At 58.1% G+C, this 19779-nt stretch carries 19 protein-coding genes; 10 read left to right on the top strand and 9 right to left on the bottom strand.

The genetic code is table 11. The features are described 5' to 3' along the window. Positions 1-9: 9 nt before the first annotated feature. From VO84_RS08875 to VO84_RS08900, 6 genes are all read right to left on the bottom strand, one after another. Complete coding sequence (locus VO84_RS08875) at positions 10-195, bottom strand: hypothetical protein (protein WP_058187297.1); 186 nt, start codon at positions 193-195, stop codon at positions 10-12. A 21-nt stretch (positions 196-216) separates the two neighbouring features. Then, positions 217-804: a ribosome recycling factor gene (frr, locus tag VO84_RS08880; RefSeq protein WP_058187298.1), complete on the bottom strand. Its 588-nt coding sequence runs from the start codon at positions 802-804 to the stop codon at positions 217-219. 34 nt (positions 805-838) lie between these two features. Beyond that, the gene (gene prmC, locus VO84_RS08885) at positions 839-1708 is read right to left on the bottom strand and encodes a peptide chain release factor N(5)-glutamine methyltransferase (RefSeq protein ID WP_058187299.1); all 870 of its coding nucleotides are present in this window, start codon (positions 1706-1708) and stop codon (positions 839-841) included. Positions 1709-1710: 2 nt separating this feature from the next. Next, positions 1711-2787 carry a peptide chain release factor 1 gene (gene prfA / locus VO84_RS08890; protein ID WP_058187300.1) on the bottom strand — a complete coding sequence of 359 codons (1077 nt, stop codon included), beginning with the start codon at positions 2785-2787 and terminating at the stop codon, positions 1711-1713. A 157-nt stretch (positions 2788-2944) separates the two neighbouring features. Continuing rightward, a complete protein-coding gene (locus VO84_RS23310; protein ID WP_058187301.1) occupies positions 2945-3379 on the bottom strand; it encodes a PIN domain-containing protein in 435 nt (144 codons plus the stop codon). Further along, a complete protein-coding gene (locus tag VO84_RS08900) occupies positions 3364-3609 on the bottom strand; it encodes a hypothetical protein (protein WP_058187302.1) in 246 nt (81 codons plus the stop codon). The genes VO84_RS23310 and VO84_RS08900 overlap by 16 nt, the downstream gene beginning before the upstream one ends. 225 nt (positions 3610-3834) lie before the next feature. On the opposite strand from VO84_RS08900, the gene VO84_RS08905 reads away from it, so the two are divergent. Then, entirely contained in the window at positions 3835-5871 is a 2037-nt protein-coding gene (locus VO84_RS08905; RefSeq protein WP_197413966.1) for a M13 family metallopeptidase, read from the top strand. A 104-nt stretch (positions 5872-5975) separates the two neighbouring features. Here the strand turns inward: VO84_RS08905 and VO84_RS08910 are convergent, their stop codons facing one another. Next, positions 5976-8087 (bottom strand): CocE/NonD family hydrolase, encoded by a 2112-nt coding sequence (locus VO84_RS08910; RefSeq protein WP_058187304.1) that lies wholly within the window; start codon positions 8085-8087, stop codon positions 5976-5978. 326 nt (positions 8088-8413) lie between these two features. On the opposite strand from VO84_RS08910, the gene VO84_RS08915 reads away from it, so the two are divergent. The 3 genes from VO84_RS08915 (at position 8414) to VO84_RS22125 (ending at position 10305) form a co-directional block, all read left to right on the top strand. Next, entirely contained in the window at positions 8414-9193 is a 780-nt protein-coding gene (locus VO84_RS08915) for a nucleotidyltransferase domain-containing protein (RefSeq protein ID WP_269431421.1), read from the top strand. A gap of 89 nt (positions 9194-9282) precedes the next feature. Next, positions 9283-9480, top strand: a complete 198-nt coding sequence (gene rpsU / locus VO84_RS08920) for a 30S ribosomal protein S21 (RefSeq protein WP_058187306.1) — start codon at positions 9283-9285, stop codon at positions 9478-9480. A gap of 546 nt (positions 9481-10026) precedes the next feature. Beyond that, entirely contained in the window at positions 10027-10305 is a 279-nt protein-coding gene (locus VO84_RS22125) for a zinc-ribbon domain containing protein (RefSeq protein WP_082661855.1), read from the top strand. Between the two features lie 95 nt (positions 10306-10400). On the opposite strand, the gene purD is transcribed toward VO84_RS22125, so the two are convergent. Next, positions 10401-11675, bottom strand: a complete 1275-nt coding sequence (purD, locus tag VO84_RS08925) for a phosphoribosylamine--glycine ligase (protein ID WP_058187307.1) — start codon at positions 11673-11675, stop codon at positions 10401-10403. A 300-nt stretch (positions 11676-11975) separates the two neighbouring features. Between purD and VO84_RS08930 the strand changes: the two genes are divergently transcribed. From VO84_RS08930 to VO84_RS08955, 6 genes are all read left to right on the top strand, one after another. Then, complete coding sequence (locus VO84_RS08930) at positions 11976-12365, top strand: energy transducer TonB (RefSeq protein WP_157439807.1); 390 nt, start codon at positions 11976-11978, stop codon at positions 12363-12365. A 216-nt stretch (positions 12366-12581) separates the two neighbouring features. Further along, on the top strand, positions 12582-12767 hold the full coding sequence (locus VO84_RS22500; RefSeq protein ID WP_157439808.1) for a hypothetical protein: 186 nt from the start codon (positions 12582-12584) through the stop codon (positions 12765-12767). Continuing rightward, positions 12764-13687, top strand: coding sequence for a tRNA (adenosine(37)-N6)-dimethylallyltransferase MiaA (gene miaA, locus VO84_RS08940; protein ID WP_231737850.1), 924 nt, complete (start codon positions 12764-12766; stop codon positions 13685-13687). The genes VO84_RS22500 and miaA overlap by 4 nt, the downstream gene beginning before the upstream one ends. Before the next feature lie 58 nt (positions 13688-13745). Next, positions 13746-15203: a dihydrolipoyl dehydrogenase gene (gene lpdA / locus VO84_RS08945; RefSeq protein WP_058187311.1), complete on the top strand. Its 1458-nt coding sequence runs from the start codon at positions 13746-13748 to the stop codon at positions 15201-15203. A 278-nt stretch (positions 15204-15481) separates the two neighbouring features. Further along, on the top strand, positions 15482-15784 hold the full coding sequence (locus VO84_RS08950) for a hypothetical protein (RefSeq protein ID WP_058187312.1): 303 nt from the start codon (positions 15482-15484) through the stop codon (positions 15782-15784). A 74-nt stretch (positions 15785-15858) separates the two neighbouring features. Beyond that, entirely contained in the window at positions 15859-17004 is a 1146-nt protein-coding gene (locus tag VO84_RS08955) for a GGDEF domain-containing protein (protein ID WP_058187313.1), read from the top strand. Between the two features lie 191 nt (positions 17005-17195). Here VO84_RS08955 and VO84_RS08960 read toward each other — a convergent pair whose 3' ends face one another. Then, on the bottom strand, positions 17196-19730 hold the full coding sequence (locus tag VO84_RS08960) for a hypothetical protein (protein ID WP_197413967.1): 2535 nt from the start codon (positions 19728-19730) through the stop codon (positions 17196-17198). Positions 19731-19779 lie beyond the last annotated feature (49 nt).

Raw genomic sequence — 19779 nt, forward strand, 5'->3', positions numbered from 1 at the left:
GGCAATAAATTACTGGCGCAGCCGAATCGACGCAGGCGGCACAGAATCAAAGTAAAAAGCCTGCACAGCCTCGCGGACATTGGCCTTCAACTCATCCCACGTGTCAGCCTGCGTAAAGATGCTTTCGCCCAGAGCCTCGGCAGTAAAGTCGCCGTCAGCCTCTTGCATAATCTCAAAGACCAGTTTGCTCGCCATTGATTTGCCTCCCGGCAACGGTCACACCTGCATCACTTCAGCCTCTTTGCGCGTGGCCATCTCTTCCATGCGCTGGATCTCTTCATCCGTCAGCTTCTGAATCTCTTCGAGAGCGCGCTTCTCCTCGTCCGCGCTGATCTTCTTATCCTTGGCCAGCTTCTTGAGAGTGTCGTTGCCGTCGCGGCGCACATTGCGAACCGCCGTGCGCTGCTCTTCGAGAACCTTATTGAGGTGCTTCACCACATCGCGCCGACGCTCTTCAGTCATTGGCGGAATCGGCACGCGGATCACCTTGCCGTCGCTCTGCGGATTGAACCCAAAATCCGAGGTCTGCAGCGCTTTCTCAATCTCCTTGATCACACTTGGATCCCAGGGCTGAATCAGGATCAGCTGCGCCTCAGGCGTAGAGATCTGCGCCATCTGGCTCACCGGTGTCGGTGTGCCGTAGTAGTCAATCTTCACCTGCTCCAGCATGTGCGCGCTGGCGCGGCCGGTGCGTACAGAGGCAAGGTTCGACTGAAAGCCTGTAACCGCCTGGTCCATGCGGCGCTTCACGTCCGCCGAAAGATCTTTAAGCGCCGGAATGCCGGCCATTGCTGAGACTGCCATGGTTCTTTCCTCGCAAAGTTCGTTGTGCCAACGGCTATTTTACAACCGGAGCGGCAGATTTCCGTCTCCCACATGCCACGCGCGCAATTCCCTGCAGATCGGGCACAAAATAAATCCCCTCAAAGCCGCTGCCAGCCAGCAGCGCACGCACGCTCTCGGCCTGCCCATATCCAATCTCGAGCAGCATGCTTCCCCCCGGCGCCAGAGCGGCATACCCAGCCGGAATCAGCCGCCGATACACACCGAGGCCGTCTTCACCCGCAAACAGCGCCTGCGCAGGCTCATGCTCGCGCACCTCCACGCTTAGCGATTCGCGATCCCTGTCCGCCACATACGGAGGATTCGAAACAACCAGGTCAAACTCTTCGCCAGCCACTGGCTCCAGCAGATCGCCCGCCAGAAACCGCACCTGCTCGCTCACAGCATTCCGTGCTGCATTCTCACGCGCAACGGCAAGCGCACCCGGTGATACATCGATCGTCGTAATCCGCGCGTCCGCCAAATGCACAGCCAGCGCCACCGCAATCGCACCCGACCCCGCACCCACCTCCACAATGCGCGGCTCCGCTAACTCGCGCGCCAGCGCAATAGCCTGCTCCACAAGATGTTCCGTTTCAGGCCGCGGAATCAGCACATCCGGAGTCACACGAAACGGCAACCCATAGAACTCCGTCTCGCCAGTGATGTACTGGATCGGCTCGCCGCGGTAGCGCCTCTCCACCAATTCCGCATAGCGGCTCGCGCTTTCTTCACCAATCTCGTCGTCGCCATTCGCAATCAGCCATGCCCGGTTTGCGCCGAGCAGGTACAACAGCAGAGCCTCGGCATCCAGCCGTGCGCGCTCGCTATGCGGACCCTCCGCAAGCCGCGCCGTTGCCTTCTGAACCGTATCTGCAACTGTCACGGTTACGCCGCCTGGCTTGTCTCAGCCTTTAGCTGCTCTGCCTGGTAATGCGCAGTCAGCGCATCCACAATCGATTGCAGCCTGCCTTCCATAATCAGGTCCAGCTGGTGCAGCGTCAGCCCAATGCGGTGATCCGTCAGCCGGTTTTGCGGAAAGTTATACGTGCGAATCTTCTCGCTTCTGTCGCCCGATCCCACCTGCGACTTACGCGCCGCAGCCAGCTCCGCATTCTGCCGGTCCTGCTCCACTTCATACAGCCGCGAACGAAGCACGCGCATTCCCTTCTCGCGGTTTTTGATCTGCGACTTCTCGTCCTGGCAGCTCACCACCGTGTTCGTCGGAAGATGCGTAATGCGCACCGCGGAGTACGTAGTATTCACGCTCTGCCCGCCCGGTCCCGAAGAACAGAACGTATCGATGCGAATATCCTTCGCCTCAATCTTGATGTCCACATCCTCGGCCTCCGGCAGCACAGCCACAGTGATGGCAGACGTATGCACGCGCCCCTGTGTCTCTGTGGCCGGCACGCGCTGCACGCGATGCACGCCGCTCTCATACTTCAGCTGCGAGTAGACGCGGGCGCCTTCAATAATCGCAATCACTTCCTTGTAGCCGCCCACGCCGCTTTCAGAAAGCGACATCACTTCCACCTTCCACCGGTGCTGTTCGGCAAAGCGCGTATACATGCGGAAGACCTCTGCCGCAAACAACGAAGCCTCATCGCCGCCCGTGCCCGCGCGAATTTCCAGAATCACGTTCTTCTCGTCATTCGGGTCTCTCGGCAGCAGCAGAATCTTAATCTCTTCTTCGAGCGCCGCTGCCTTCGGCTCAAGCGCGGCAATCTCTTCTTCCGCCATCGCGCGCAAGTCAGCGTCCGTCTCCTCAAGCATCAGCTTCGCGTCAGCCAACCCCGTCCGCGCTGCTTTCAACTCGCGATACTTCTCCACCGTCTCTTCCATCTCGCGAATCGACTTCGCCATCTTTTGAAATTTCTCGTGGTCGTTCAAGACCTCCGGCAGCGCAAACTGGGCCTGTAGCTCCATGTACCGCTGCTCCATCTGTTCCAAACGATCCAGCATGGCAATTCCTCTCACGCACATCCGTGCGGCTCTCAATCAAATATTGTCGAAAAGGGAAAAAGGCGCAAAAGCAGTATGGCGGCGGGAGCCGCTAGAGGAGCGCCGAGATGGGCTGGTGGAGAACCATACCTGCTTTTATTTTACCGCGATTGGCAAATTACAGAAACGGATTCACGATACGCACCCCATCAAGCACTTGGCCGTGATGCATGTCCTCACTAAAAAATATGCGACAGCCCGCACGCTGCGCACAACGAAGATGGAGCGAATCAAAATACGAGAATCCGTGCAGGCGATGCATATCAACAGCGGCAAGAACATCCGTAATAGAGAGTTCTACCAGTGGAAGCCGTGCATAAAACTCGATTTGGCTGCGCGCAATCTCGGCATCCAGACGCAGCTTCCTGACGGCAGCCGTAAAATACTCCCCCAGCACTGGAATGGAAACCACGGCAGCCTGCTGGCGAACATGCGCTTCTACAAGGTCTGCCGCAATCGCCTGCTTGCGTGAGTCAGCGCCGTCGTCCACGTAAATGAGCACATTGGCGTCAAAAAAAGCTCTTGGGAGCGCGAGCGTTACGGCCGTGGCCACTTCATGCGCTCCTCATAAAGTTCTTCCCGGTTCCACTTCCAGCCTAGTGAATTGCCCTGTCCTGCGCGCTTCCGAAAGGCCGCAATTTCTGCCTCGAGGTGTATGTCTGCGCCCGCAATTCTAGCCATGTGCTCGCGGAATTCCTGGTTCACCGTCTTACCCGTCGCGCGCAGCTTCTCCCGTGCCTTTTCCAGAAGCTCTTCGTCTATCGACAGAGTTACATTCTTCATATACACATAATACGTGCACACATATTATGTGTCAAACTGCTATGGAGTAACTATCATTATGCTGGTTCATCGATAGAATCTACTTGCCGACGCCTCGCCCCTAACCTGCGTAGCGTGCCTACCCCGCGGAGAATCGGCAAATCCAACCCCGCACATATTTCGCCCCGCCTTCCGGCACAAATCAGCGAAAATGACATGGAACATTACAGTCAGTCGGAGGAAACATTGAAATCACGCCGGAAGTCTGCCGCACTCACCGCAATCATTGCCATCGCCCTTGGCGCATCCGCGCAGCAGCCCGGGCTGAAAGGCATCGAAGTTGCGGATATGGACCGCTCGGTCAAGCCCTGCGACGACTTTTACGATTACGCCAACGGAGCCTGGCGCGCGAAGAACCCCATCCCGTCTTACATGGACCGCTGGAGCCGCCGCTGGCAGGCCGGCGAGGTCAACAAGGATCAGCTTCGCAATATCCTCGACGAGATTTCTTCCCGGCCCGCGCAGCCCAAAGGCAGTCCCGCGCAGTTAACCGGCGACTTCTACGCCGCCTGCACCAACACAAAAGCAATAGATGACGCCGGCATCACGCCACTCAAGCCGTATCTGGACGCCATCGAAGCAATTCACGACCTGCCGGGCCTGCAGAAAGAACTTGAGAATCTGAATGCGAATGCCATCATGGCTCCCTTCTTTTTCGGCTCAGCTCAGAACCCTCATGACCCAACACAAATGATTGCGGATGTCGGCGCCTCTGGCCTCGGCCTGCCCGACCGCGACTATTACCTGAAGCCGGAAACGCGCTTCGTCAAAGCCCGCGCCGAATACCTCGTATACGTCGCAAAAATCTTCACCCTGGCCGGAGCCAGCGACGCCCAAGCCAAAGCAGCCGCCCAGACCGTGATGACCTTTGAGACAGCGCTCGCCAAGGCCTCACTCGATAACGTTGCCCTCCGCGATCCGCACGCCACTGACCACATCGGCAAGCTTGACGCACTCCAGGCCATGACGCCCCACTTCGACTGGAAGGCATATTTCGCCGGGACCGGAGCCGCTGCAAACGACATCAATGTCGATCAGCCCGCATTCATGGCGGAGTTCGAGCACCAGCTCGCATCCACTCCCCTGGCAGACTGGAAGACCTATCTCCGCTGGCATGTGCTCAACGACGCCACGATGTCTCTTTCGCAACCGTTTGTCGACGCCAGCTTTGGCTTCTATCAGAAAGATCTCGCCGGCGTAGGCGAATTAAAGCCACGCGGCACACGCTGCGCTGAACAGACTGATGCGCTGCTGGGCGAAGCACTCGGTCAGGAATACGTCAAACGCTACTTCCCGCCAGAAGCCAAGCGCCGCGCCCAGGCGCTCGTCACCAACATCCTCTCCGCCATGCATGACACCATCGAAGGCGTCGACTGGATGACGCCCGCCACAAAGCAAAAGGCTCTCGAAAAACTTTCATCCGTCCAGGTCAAGGTTGGCTATCCCGATAAGTGGAAGGATTACTCATCGGTCAAAATCGACCGCAGCAGTTACTTTGCCGATCACACCGCCGGCACACGTTTCGCCATTGCCGACGACTGGTCGCAGATTGGCAAACCCGTCGATCGCACCCGCTGGGGAATGACTCCGCCCACCTCCAACGCCTACTACAACCCCCTGATGAACGAGATCGTCTTTCCCGCCGGAATCCTGCAGCCGCCCAACTTCAGCGTGAGCGCCTCTGACGCAGTCAACTACGGTGGAATCGGTGTGATCATCGGCCATGAAATCTCCCACGGCTTTGACGATCAGGGTGCGCAGTTCGACGCCCACGGCCGGCTGGCCGACTGGTGGACACCCGAGGACAAGAAAAAGTTCCAGGCGAAAACCGCATGCGTCGTCCGTCAGTTTGACGGATACCGCATCGACGGCCCCGAAGACATCCATATCAACGGCAAGCTCGTTCTCGGCGAATCCATCGGTGACCTCGGCGGCCTCAAGATCGCATATCTTGCCTTCAAGAAAACCGCGCAGGGCCAGTCCAGCGAGAAGATTGACGGCTTCACTCCCGATCAGCTCTTCTTCATTTCGTGGGGCCAGGTCCGCGGAGACGCAACACGCATCGAAACCGAGAAGCTGATGGTGCAGGGCGACCCACATCCCGTGGCAAAGTATCGCGTCATCGGGCCCATGTCGAATTTCGCGCCGTTTGCCGAAGCATTCCAATGCAAGGCCGGCTCTCCTATGGTCCGCTCCGACGCTGACAAATGCGTAGTCTGGTAAGCCTGGTCTGGTAGGAACTTCATCGAACTCGCGCATTCGCAGAAAAAGCCGCAGGTCCTTGCAAGGGACCCGCGGCTTTTCAATTGCTCATATGTACCAACGCCTCAGAAGCAATCAATCACATCGCACTGATTCATCAGCGGAATCTGCAGATTCGAATCATGCTCCGTATCCGAGTACACCGTAATCGTCGCCGGCTTATAATCATCCGGCTTCGCCGTCATGATGTTCGTCACAAAGGTCTGCGGATTCCTGTCATACAGTGGGAACCACGTACTCTGAACCTCCACCACCACCGTGTGCCCCGCCTTGAACACGTGGTCCACGTCATGGAGCGAAAACTTGTACTCCCGCACCGCGCCAGCCTTGATCGCCCGCGGCTTGTCGAACCCGTCCAGATATCGTCCGCGATAAATCTCCATATTCGTCATCAGCTGGTAGCCGTGCATCTTCGCATCCGCATCGTCATCGGGATACTGGTCGATCAGCTTCACCACAAAATCCCCGTCCGTACCCGTAGTCGAAGCAAAAATCTCTGCCAGCACCTCGCCCGTCACCACCATGTCTTTCTTCAACACAGGCAGCTTCCACACCGCCACATCCTTGCGGTCCGTCACAAATCGCTGGTCTTCGGTCATCCAGTTGTACCACTGCGATCCATCGCCATACGTCGGCTGAATCGGCCTGTGCCGGTACGGAACCGGATTCGCCGGATCGCTCGTATAGCTCGTCTTCTCTGCGCTCTTCGCATCGCCCCAGCTCAGCTTGCCGTTTCCTCGCAAATGCAGCGCCGTCGGCTGCGCTTCCTCCGGCGGAAAGTGCACATAGCGCTTCCACTTATTCGATCCCGTCTGGAAGCTAGCCGTATCTTCGAGATCAAATCCGGCCTTGTTTTCACCCGCCGCATCCTTCAGATAATGCGCAAAGAACTTCGCCTCAATCTCGCGCCGAAACTCCTGCCCAATCGGCTCGCCATACTGCACATTTCCCAGATGCCGCGTCGTTGCTGCCCACGAACCATGCCGCCACGGCCCCAGCACCAGGAAATTCTCATGCTTGTCATCATGCGGCTCCAGACTCGCGTACTCCTCCTGCGGCCCCCACATATCTTCCTGGTCGTAGTAGCCGCCCACACTCAGCGTCGGCACTGTCACCTTCGTCAGCCAGTACTCCACGCCACGGCTCTTCCAATACGAGTCATACGCCGGATGCTCCAGAAATAGCTTCCACGTCGGCAGCACAGGGCTGCCGGACTGTTTCACATCCTGCTCCAGGCTGCCCCGCTCCAGAAAGTACTCAAATCCGTCACGCGGCTTGCCTGCAGCATCCTTGCCGTAGCTGACTTCCGTGTTCTCCTTGCTCGACTCCATCATCAGCGCATAGTCGTATCCATAAGTCTGCCGGAAGGCGCCATTATGGAAGAAGTCATCGCCCATCCAGACGTCAATCATCGGAGCCTGCGGAGAAATCGCCTTCACCGCCGGGTGCGGATCAATCCCCGCCGCCATCGCCAGAAATCCCGGATAGCTCGTTCCCACAAATCCCGCGCGCCCGTTGTTGCCCGCCACATTTTTCAGCAGCCACTCCACGGAGTCATAGGTATCGGTGCTCTCATCCACACTCTTCGGATCTTTGTGATCGGCCACCATTGGCCGGCTCATCACAAACTGCCCCTCGCTTTTATAACGCCCGCGAATATCGCCGCACACATAGATGTAGCCCTCGCGCGCCAGCTCTGGCCGCCCTCCGTGAAATGAAGCCCGGTTCGTCCCATCGCAGCCATAAGGCGTCCGCTGAATCAAAAACGGCAGCGGCGTCGTAATATCCGCCGGCTTCAGAATCACCACATGCAGCTTTACGCCATCGCGCGCGGGAATCATTGCCTCCGTACGCTGATAATCGTGAAACACGCGCTTCACCGGCTCGCCCACGCGGTGAAAGGTCTGCGCCGCCTCTCCCTTTTCGTCCAAAACGGCTAGTGTCGCATCCGCTCCACTGCCCGCAAAACGAAACCGGTACTTCTCCTTCTCCATCCCGAACTCAGTCGCAGAAAACGCCTTCAGCTTCTCCGGCACCGCGCGATCTGACTCCATCACCAGCGCGCCGTCCTGCACATAAAAGGTCAGAAAGTTGTCCGGATCAGCCACGTCCTTGTACTCACCCGCCACGCTGGCCGCCGGAGCAGGCGCCTGATTCGAGCTTTGGCTAACTGCCATCCGTACTCCACCGCACACCGGCAGAACAGCTCCAAACAGAACAAGACAGAAAACGGCAAACGCAGCACGATTACGCATCCGAAGGGACCTTTCGATTAAGGAATTCATGCGGATTTCTTTCCTGAGCAATAAAAACGGGCGAGAAAAACTGGTTCGATTGTACATTTCACTCGGCAGATTTCCCGCAGCGGCTCGTTTGCACAGCTCATCGGGTCCGGTTCGCCGCCAGCAGGCATTTTGAGTAGAGTAACGACATCATTGATCTCCCCCATCCCGCTCCGCCTGGTCCCGAGCTGCCTCCTCGCGTCCGGGTCTATCTCGATGCCATTGCCCAGGCGTGCACTCGGGACGGCCGGGGATTGGTGTCCATCGTTCTGTTCGGCAGCGCCGCAAAAGGCGGTTTCGCTCAGCAGGCTTCCGACGTGGACCTTATCGTTGTCATTCCGGATGGCGCCTCGCGGGAGGAGCGCGCGCGAGTACGCGGTGAGGTTGTCCGTCTGGAGATCGAACATGGCTTCAAGCAGCCGGTCGAACCTCGCAGTTGGCTGCAAGCCTTCGCCGAGAGCGCGGGCGGCCAGGATCACTCATGCTTTGTCTGCACGCAGAGCGATCTGGTCTCCGGAGACGTGGCCCGGGTATTCGACTTGAATGCGGTACAGGCGTTCCTCGTCGACCGCATCGTGTTCGCCACCGTCACAGCCTCCCTGGTGACGGTGTGGGGCGAGGACCTGCGGCCCTTGGTGCGGCCGCCGCCCGTGCGTCGGCTGGATGTGTTCAAGGCGTGTTTTATCTTCACAAACCAGGTGCTGTCGAGCCTGGCGGCGTACCCTCTGCTGCCGAACGCGACCTGCTATGCCATGGGAGCGCTCAAGCACTCGCTGCACAGCTGCTACTTCTGCTACCACCTCAAGACAACGGCCCTGGACGAAGAAGTGGCCTTCTTCCAGCAACGATTGGGAGTGAGTCATACGATGAAGCAGCTGCTGGATTTGCGCAAGCGGTACCGCAAGTCGTTTGGATTCGTAGTGCGCTGCCTGCCGGCGCTGCTCCGGCTGCACCTTGGCACGGCCCTGGACAACTCCTTCCCGCTCGATGGGCCGCGTTAAGGTCAAATTGCCCCGTTAAGCCGTGCCGAAAGCATAAAAATCCGTTATTATGTAGGTTGCCCCTTGGCAGGTTTGGAGGTGTGAATACTTTGGCAGAAGTTCGTATACAAGAAGGCGAGCCGCTCGAAAATGCGCTGCGCCGTTTCAAGCGTAAGGTTCAGCAGGAAGACATCATCAAGGAAGTCAAGCGTCACTCCTACTACCTGAAGCCGGGCGAGAAGAAGCGCGTCAAGGCCGCACTGGCCCGCAAGCGTAATCGCAAAAAGGCTCGTAAGGAACAGGACTAACGTATCCATCGCCGCCGGAACAGCACGGAATCCCCCTCCGGCTCATTCCGGCGGCGAATGAAAAAATAAAGCAGTACCTTTTCTCCATCGCCTCATTTTGGATTGCAACCTGCTCATTGCTCGTTTTAAGTTTTCACTGCCGCACAGTTAGTACATGTCACAAATTTGCGGCAGAAAAATGCAGTTTCGCAACACTTGCATCACTCTCCTCCGAACAGCGATTTTCTCGCTGAATTCCGGTCTTCCTTTCGGAAGACTCTCATCTGCCGCTTCCTCTTTTGCGGCTGGGCCCCTTTTGCATCTCGAGAGAAGTTGTTATCCAAAGCGCTGACGCTCTGTCGACGCGATCCAGGATTCTCCGCAAGCGATCTTTCAATCGCTGACGCGGAATCATGCGGAATCGGCGGCCCTGAGCTACGTTTCGGATCCGAACTTTCTCCGGAATGCCCGTTGCAGTCCAGACGTAAACAAGACAGAGAAACGGAACCCGGCCCGCGCGTGTGGATGGCCGAGTCGCTGGATTTCTCTGCATACGGAAGACCGGCCATGGAATATACGGATCGAGTGCTCAAGTGTGTCGATTGCGGGGAAGAATTTGTCTTTACCGCAGGCGAACAGCTCTTTTTTCACGGTAAACAATTCCAGAACGACCCCAAGCGCTGTAAGCCGTGCAAGTCCAAACGCAGCAATGGCGCTGCTGCCCGCGTGCGCTCAGAAACGCGAACCAGTTGCTCGCAATGCGGCTCGGAGACAACGGTGCCCTTCCGGCCTACACAGGGCCGCCCGGTACTCTGCCGATCATGTTTTCAAACCGTGCGCGTATAACGGAACTGCTCACATGAAACGGATCTGACCGCCCATCCTTTCTCGCATATTTGCGGGAAAGGATGGGCAACGGACCCCTATTCACTATCCACGAATCACTGTTTCTTCAGCGCCCGATGCCCGATATCGCGCCGGAAGTACATTCCCTCGAAGCGCACCTCGTCCATCGCCTGGTAGGCCCGCTCCAGCGCCTGCGGGAGCGAGTCGCCGATTGCGCTAACCGCCAGCACGCGTCCTCCGCTGGTCACAATCTGCCCATTCTTGAGAGCGGTCCCCGAGTGAAACACCTCCACACCTGGCACACGCCCCGCGGCATCGAGGCCCGAGATCGGAAAGCCCGTCTCGTATTTACCCGGATACCCCGCCGAGCTCGCAATCACGCACGCCGAAGCCCCCGGCGTCCAGCGCAACGCCGCATCGCATAGTCGCCCATCGACGCAAGCCTCCATGGCCTCCACCAGATCCGATTCCAGCCGCAACAGAATCGCCTGCGTCTCGGGATCGCCAAACCGCACATTGAACTCCAGCACCTGCGGCCCCCGCGCCGTCATCATCAATCCGCAATACAGCACGCCTTTGAACGGCGACTCCTCATCCGCCATGCCACGCACAGCAGGCTCGGCAATATGCCGCAGAATCCACTCCGTCATCGGCTCATCCAGCAACTCGTCAGTCGAATACACTCCCATGCCGCCCGTATTCGGCCCCGTATCTCCCTCGCCAATCCGCTTGTGATCCTGCGCCGGCACAAGCGGAACCACATGCTTTCCATCGCTCAGGCAAAGAAAGCTGATCTCCTCGCCTTCCAGAAACTCCTCAATCACCACCTGCGTCGCTGGCTCGCCCAGCAACTCACCGGAAAACAACCCCTCCACGGCGTGCAGCGCCTCTTCCCGCGACTGGCAGATCAACACGCCCTTGCCCGCAGCCAACCCGTCGGCCTTCACCACCATTGGCGCGTGAAAATTCTCCACCTCCGCGCGCGCCTCTTCCACATTTGCGCACAACGCATAGGCCGCCGTGGGAATCTGGTGCCGCTGCAGAAAGCGCTTCGCAAAACCCTTGCTGCTCTCCAGCATCGCCGCACCCTTCGTCGGCCCAAACGCGCGAAACCCCTTCTCGGTCAGCACATCCACAATCCCCAGAGAAAGCGGCACCTCCGGCCCCACAATCGTCAGCTCCGGCCGCTCAGCCTCGATAAGCGCAACCATCGAATCCAGGTCATTCACATTCACCGGCAAGCAACGCGCAATCTGCGCCATCCCACCATTCCCCGGCGCACAAACAACCTCCGTCACGCGCTCGGACTTCTTAACAGCCCAAGCCAGCGCATGCTCGCGCCCACCCGCGCCAAGAATCAAAACTTTCATCTCTCAGTTTCCCTTCGCAAAAACCTATGGTCAGCAATCCGGCAACCAGAAGTCAAACGATGAGTCGCCAAGTGTTCCCACACTCCACATCCCCAGGACAGCCTCAAATTTTAAAGCGGTGTCATCCTGACCGTAGCCGTTCTTCAGGCGGAGGGAAGGATCTGCGGTTGTCTTTGCTGTTGCTCTTCGCCGACGTCACCACAATCAACGGGTGCCACAGATCCCTTGCATTTGGGGACCTGAGATAGCACTCCCGCCAACCTTGAGCTTCGTAGCAGGGCACGGCTTCAGCCGTGCCAAATGAAATTAGAACAACGAATCGGGCTTCAGCCCCTGCGCTATCATGAGCCACACACCCTGTATATGAAGAAGCCTCTCGTCATCGCCATTCTCTTAGCAGCCGCTGCTGCCTGCCACGCCGCCCCGCGCTGGTGCTCCATCACAAGCAAAGGACCAAATGACAAGCTCTTCTATCCGCCAATCGCAAAAGCAGCGCGAGTTGGAGGAGATGTTTTAAGCCATATCGTCTACAAGCCGAACGGCAAGGTAGAAAATATCGAAACCATATCTGGACCGCCTATGCTTTCCAAATATTTGGCTGGACAAATGTCGGATTGGACTGTGATGACCAATGCAAAAGGCGAAGACTTATGTCAGACGCTCGTCATCGCAACGTTTCATCTAAATTAGTCGGACTCATGCGAACCCTCTGTGGAGCAACCTCCGTTGATGGATGTGGAAACACCGAGCATCCTTCGCCTTGAACTGAACGCGTCTCCAGTTCCACTATGCGACCCAGGTGCCGATATTACATATCGAAATCCATTCCGGCGATTCGCACACGCAATGAAACGCGCATTCTCCGCACTGTCCCGCTCCAAACAGTAGGATTATCGATAAGGTTCCATGCCCGACCGACCCCAGCCACAATTCGACCCCAGCGAAGCCGAAGCCCGCCGCGCCTCCCATCTCCGCGCCTTCCGCCGCAATCAGATCCTCGGCCTCGTCCTTTTCGCCGCTGCCATCCTGGCTTGGTGGTACTTCCACGCCAATAAATCCTGGATCTGGACCCCAGGATGGTGGCGACCGTGAACTTAGACCCCCTGGCCGTCCTCCTCCTGGGCCCCACCGGCAGCGGCAAAACCGCCCTCTCGCTCCGCCTCGCCGAATCCTTCCACGGCGAAATCGTCTCCTGCGACTCAGTAGCCGTCTACCGTGGCATGGACCTCGGCTCCGCCAAGCCCACCCCCACCGAGCGCCAGCAAGCCCCACATCACCTCATCGACGTAGCCAACCCCGACGAACCCTACACCGCCGGAGCCTACAGCCGCGCCGCCCGCGCCACCCTCCGCGAAATCGCATCCCGCAGCCATCTCCCCATCGTCACCGGCGGAACCGGCCTTTACCTCCGCGCCCTCACCGAAGGCCTCTTCGCCGGCCCAGCACGCCATGAAGACCTGCGCGACCGCCTCCGCACCAGCGCCGAAAAGCACGGCCCAGCATGGCTCCATCGCATTCTCACCCGCCTCGACCCACCAACAGCCGCCCGCATCCACGCCAACGACACCCCAAAACTCATCCGCGCAATCGAAGTCTCACTAGCCGGAAAGAAGCCAATGAGCGAACAGCTAGCCCGCGACCCCCTCACCGGCTTCCGTCTCCTCCGCATCGGCCTCAACCCGCCCCGCCCCACGCTCTACGACCGCCTCAACCGTCGCTGCGCCGAAATGTTCGCCAGCGGCCTCGTCGAAGAGACCCGCACCCTCCTCACCCGCTACGGCCGCGTCAAAGCCCTCGATTCCCTCGGCTACCGCCAGGCCCTCGCCGTTCTCGACGGCAACCTGACCGAGTCCCAAGCCCTAACCGCCGCCCAGCAGGGCCACCGCAACTACGCCAAGCGCCAGCTCACCTGGTTTCGCCGCGAGCCCGGCGTCCACTGGCTCCCTTCCTTCGGCGACGACCCCGCCACCGCCGATGAAGCCATTGCCCTCGTCCGTAATCAAATGCAATAGGCCCATCCGATAAACTGAACCGTTCAAGCCCGATCCGTTCCAAGTAAGGAGCAAACCCTTGGCAACCACCGCCCCCGCACAGACCCCGGCATCCAGCACGGACACCCTCTACGACGTAGCCATCATCGGCAGCGGCCCCGCCGGTTACACAGCCGCCATTCGCGGAGGCCAGCTCGGCCTCAAAGTTGCCCTCATTGAAGCGGACAATGTCCTCGGCGGCACCTGCCTCCACGTCGGCTGCATCCCCACCAAGGCCCTGCTCTTCAACGCCGAAATCTGGGATCACCTCAAGCATGCCGCCGAATACGGCATCGCCGGCATCGGCACGCCGCAGCTCGACTGGACCGCCGTCCTCAAGCGCAAAACCGCCATCGTCGACAAGCACACCAAGGGCCTTGGCTTCCTCATGAAGAAGAACAAGGTCACCGTCGTCTCCGGCTTCGGTCGCCTCACCGGCCCGGCAAAAGACGGCATCCACACCGTCGAGCTCACCGCCACCGACAACACCAAATCTCAGCTCAAAGCCAAAAACATCATCGTCGCCACCGGCTCTGAAGCCCGCACCATCTTCGGCCTCAAGCCAGACGACCGCATCCTCACCAACATCGAAATCCTCGACATCCCTCAGCCGCCCAAATCGCTCATCATCGTCGGCGCAGGCGCTGTCGGCGTCGAATTCGGCTCCATCTTCGCCAGCTTCGGCACAGAAGTCACCATCGTCGAATTCCTTCCTCGCGCCATCCCCGTTGAAGACGAAGACCTGTCCAAAGAGCTCACCCGCCTCTTCAAAAAGCGCGGCATCGACGTCAATACAAGTTGCAAAGTCGAGTCCATCGAGAAGACCGAATCCGGCGTCAAGGTCAAGTGGACCACCGCCGCCGGCAAGCTCATTGAAAAGGAAGCCGACAAGGTCCTCGTCGCCGTAGGCCGCGCCCCGCGCACCTCCGGCATCAACATCGAATCCACCAGGATCGAAGTCAATCGCGGCTTCATCAAGGTCAATGAGGCCCAGCAGACCGCCGAGCCCGGCATCTACGCCATCGGAGACATCGTCCTCGGCCTGCCGCAGCTCGCCCACGTGGGCTCCATGAGCGGCATCGTCGCCGTCTCCGCCATCGCCGGCCGCAAGTATCGCCCCGTCCGTCACGACCGCATCCCAAGCTGCACTTACACTGATCCGCAGGTCGGCTCAGCCGGATTAACAGAAGCGCAGGCCAAAGAAAAAGGCTACGAGATTAAGATCGGCAAATTTCCCTTCGCCGGCAACTCCAAAGCCAGCATCGTCGACTCGCATGATGGCTTCGTGAAGATCATCGCCGACGCCAAATACGGCGAAATCCTCGGCGTACACATCATCGGCCCGCAAGCTACTGAGCTAATCGCAGAAGCAGTAGCCGTCATGGAACTCGAAGGCACCATAGACGAGCTGATGTTCACCATCCACGCCCACCCCACGTTGTCAGAGGCCATGCTGGACGCCTACGCCGCCGTCGAAGGCGAAGCCATCAACGCCTGAGTAAGCTTTGGTTACTGCCGAGAAGCCAACTCATCGTTACCAATCCAGCTCGATGAGTGATTCGGCGATTTATCGCTCGTCGAGGATGGGAGTCGATAACGTGAAGCCCGTTTTGTATGAGCAGGTCGCCGCCGCTAAGACTCGCGGCTGATGAGCGTCATGAACTTTGTCACACACTCGCTGGCCAAATCGCTGTTCGAAACGCGGACAACCGCCTGATGATGGCGCTTCAGCTTAGTCAGGGCTAGGTCACTGCCGCTGAGAAGATGCAGTCCTTCATGTGCGGCATCCTGACGCACGTCACGATGGATAGCGCCGGTGCCTCCGCCGCTTGTGGATGTTTACCCATCCTTGATGAATTATGGGACCGTGAGTTCAAAGGAAATCAGAGTCCGCGAATAAAGCTGCGTTTCCTTGAGGAGGCTGTATCGGAAGCGTCGCTCTTCCTCGCAGCGCATTATGGTATGTATTTAAATAACGACACCTACCAGTCTCTGACCAAGACTTTTGCAGCCGAATCCATTACCTATAACGCTGAATTCAATGGTTCCCTCAAGCCGGTGCATTTCACTCGCCACTGAGCGTCACCGGATTTCGTGGGCGAGATAGAGGAGCAGATGAGAGGAGAAGCACGATTGTTTCAAGAAGGTAGCGCATGGTGAATGGGGCAGTCGTCATGCTTGCTGTCAATATCGCAGTGGGCATTTTATTTGCCTCTGCGTATATGGGTGTTGCCTTTGCTAACCGCGGCCAGCGAAGAGTTCTTTGGTTTGGGGTTTGCTATTTAATCGGAACCTTAGAGCCCGCTGGAGATCTTCTGGCGCCTTTTTTCGGCCATTCTTCCATGCTGGATTGGATCAGCCATTTCTGTTTCCTATCAGGACTGGCCTCGATGTCATTGAGCTTTGCCTACTTCCACCGCAAGCCGGTACCGTGGAGGTCTTTCGTCTTTGTGCTTCTCACGGGACTCCTGTTGCGGTTCCTCATCTCCTCCTGGCCGCAGGATACTCTGGCGTACGGCTTCGGATATCAAATTCCGTTTACGATGGCTTGTGAATTAGATACCTTCATCGTTCTGCGGAACGCCAGAAAGCAGCCCCTGTATCTTCTCCTGGGCGCTGTCTTCAGTCTGACGGCCTTACATTTCCTTCTCAAGCCGTTCCTGCTTGTCCGCTATGGAGGCGGAGGTACGGCGGTCTACACAAAAACAGCGTATGCATTACTCTCACAGGCTTCCTCTGGTTTCCTGCTGCTAGCCTGCGGAATCCTGTTATTGATTCTGGTATCCCATAAAGCGCTCACGGACTCCCGCCTGGCCTCGGAAATGGACTCATTATCGTGCATTTACAATCGCCGTGGATTCGATCACAAGGCTGCAACGTTGCTGCAAGATGCTTTCAACACGGAAGCAATCGTGACCGCAGCTATCTTCGATATAGATTTCTTCAAAAAGATCAATGACAACTATGGGCATGCGATGGGGGACAGAGTCATCGTCGAATTCGCCGCAGCGCTCCGGGAAGCCATGCCGCCAGATTCAGTATTGGGAAGAATCGGTGGGGAAGAATTCGCTGCTCTTGTAGTTGGACACAATGCGCAGAGCGCATGGCAGTATGCGGAGGAAGTACGAACGAAGTTTCCTCTACGGCTGAAGCAGGAGTTGGATGTATCCGTGAGTGGAGGTATCACATCATGGATTTCCGGAGAGCAGGTTTCGGAACTCATGAAACGTGCGGACCGGGCTCTTTATACAGCCAAGAACAATGGTCGCAATAAGGTTGTGATAGCAGAAGAGAAGTAAGCACACTCATAATCAGCAGTAAAAAAGGCCCGAATCCAAGCTGGATTCGGGCCTTCGCCCAGGATGGTACCGATAAACGCTCTTCTCGGAATCTTGCAGTATCACTTCCGGGAAGAGAGCTTTCCGCTAGCAATTTGCCATAGTCTCTCTGGAAAAAGCGCTTCGAAGTCAGAACGCCAGCAAGATCAGTATTACGGCTGCGCTGAGACTGGCGCCGATGCAGATGCCGAGTGTATCGGCGTGGGCAGCTTTACAACGGCCGCTGCTCCCGGATCGTCGCGCAGCTTCAGATAAAGCGTCACTCCATCCGCTGGGGTTGGCACGGCAAACTCGTCCTGCGCGAACCCGCTCGGCACATCGGCTGACTTGGCGAAATCTTTTCCCGCGCCGAAGGACTGCACTAGAAAGAGATTTTTTCCGCTCACCGCGCACGTCGCCGCATCGGTGGTCGTGCACTTAATCTCGCTAATCTCGGGCGTCCTGACCAGAATACCCAGCCGCGTCCAATCACCCATGCTTCCGTCTGCCGCTATCGGCCGCATAGCGAGCGGGCCGAACGCCGATTGTCCAAACGCTTTCAATGGATCCAGCGTCACGACCGCCGTGTGATCGTCCTGCAGGACCAGGTTATTATCCGCAAGCGAGAGCATGGTCTTGGCGCGTTCGTTGGCCGTCGCGACCTCTATCTTTTGCGTGCGCGGAAAGACATCTTTCGTCGTAATCACAAAGGTCAGCTTTCCGTGCAACGGGATCTCATCCTTGCCGCTCAGCACAACCTTGAACGTTCCGCCCTCTTCCGCCTGGGACGCGTTCATTGACACCAGCGTCAAGCCTGGCCTGGCCGCCGCAGCCGTAACTTTAACTGGCAACACGCGCCCATCCTTTAACTTGACCTTCGCCTCATCGCCGTCTTTCGGAGTGACAGCAGCCTTCGCCTCCAGGTGCGCCGTCGCCTCATCGCTTCCGGCAGCGGGGGTAAAGGTCTGCCCATCCAGGTCCAACGAAACAACGCTGCCCAGTCCCTTGCCCGTGAGCACTGCGGTCTGGTCTCCCGCGTGGATCGTGAATGCATCCAGCTTGATATTCGCGTTGTACGCCGTGAGGGAAACGTGCTCCAGGTTTTCATCGCCGAACTGCTTGATGCCTAGCGAATACCCGCCCGGCTCTACGCTCTTCAGCGACACACTGAGCGCGAGGGTGTCTTTCTGCAACTTCCCTCCATCCTCCTTCGCCGGCTCGTACTTCACATTCACATCCTTGGCGTCTTTCGCGCCCTGTGCCGGACTGAGTGCAATATGCTCCACGCAAGCCGTTCCATTTCCGATGAGCGTCAGCTTGTTGTCCTGACCAGCCATCAGCTTCGTGTCACCAGCGATCTTCCAGTCCTTGCCATTCACCTGCTGCAGATTGACCGTTGGTCCCTCGAAGTGATCAAACCCCCAAAAACCCTCCACCGTCCCCGTGATCACCAAGTCTGTCGATGAACCCATCTTGCCTTGCGGCCTCGCCGCATCGTTCGCCTTGGCCATCACATCGTCCAGCGGTTTCCGTTCTTTATCAGTAGCCACCACCAGTCCGCCCTGATCGGCATCCGCCTCAAGCGGCAGGTCCACCGCAGCTCCAGTTCGGTTGAGGTGCAGCACCATGTCATGCGCCAGCGACGTCGAGAACACCAGCGGAGCCCCCTCGATCGCCATGACCATCTTGGGGTTCTTCAGGCACGACACTTCATCGGCATTGCTCGGCTTAAGCGGCGGCAGCTTCGCGGCCTGCACAGCCGGCAGCGCAATCACGATCACCGACTTCGGGTTCAGGAAGGAGGGCGGCGCATTCAGCTTGAGGTTCAGGGTCGAGCCCTCCGGCAGCGATAGCGCAGGAATGTACTGATACTGCGCCGTCTTCATAAGGTTGACGATATGAACGACATCGACAATGACGCCCACATACGCGGAATACAGCCCAAGACCTGCCTGCGGCGTGTACGACGCGTTGCTGGCCAGATCCTGTGCGGTCCCCGACGAGAGCGCTTCCGTCACGCTCATCTCATGCCCATCGTTCAACAGCACCGGGACGCTGCCCTGGGTCAGGCATATGACCTGCTGCTCTACCGGCTGCTTGAAACAATCGGGATTCGGCTTCAAATCCAGCGTCACCGCCAGCTTCGAAGAACGATCCGCAATGACCTTCGGGTCTTTCGAATCGACCTTCTTCATCGCCGCCAGATAACGTTGAATCCGCTGTTGCTCGAACGTAGCCTCGTTCAGCCCGGCATCCGCGCGAATAAACAATCCCGGTCGCCCGCGCACGGCTCCCCGCAATGTCTTGAAGTCGCCACCGGTCTCCGGCGCAATGAACATCAGCGCCTGCTCTGCACCCTGTGGCACGGTGATGACCGTACCTTCGGCGGTCTTCTTGTCCCATGTCTCGATCTCGTGGAACCAGTCCTCGGGTGGTTCATTCGTCGTCCCGCGCAAAAAAGCTACGATCAGCAAAAGGTGATTGGACTGCGTCGAAGGGAGATCCGCCTTAATGCGAAGCTTGTCCCCTGCCAAAAGGTTCGGCACCTGGGCGATAGGCAGCTTCATGCCTCCCCGTTCCACCTGCACATCCACCTTGGGGCCGGCCAGGTCGAACTTCACAGGGTCATCGGCCCAGCACCGCGAACCCCCTCCAAAAACTCCCAACAATCCAGCAATGAGACAAACAGCCCGAATCAAACCCTTCATCACTATTTCGACCTCTGCGAGTTTCCTGTCATCCGTACTACGATGCTCG

The organism is Occallatibacter gabretensis, from assembly GCF_001449115.1.
Classification (GTDB): Bacteria; Acidobacteriota; Terriglobia; order Terriglobales; family Acidobacteriaceae; genus Telmatobacter; species Telmatobacter gabretensis.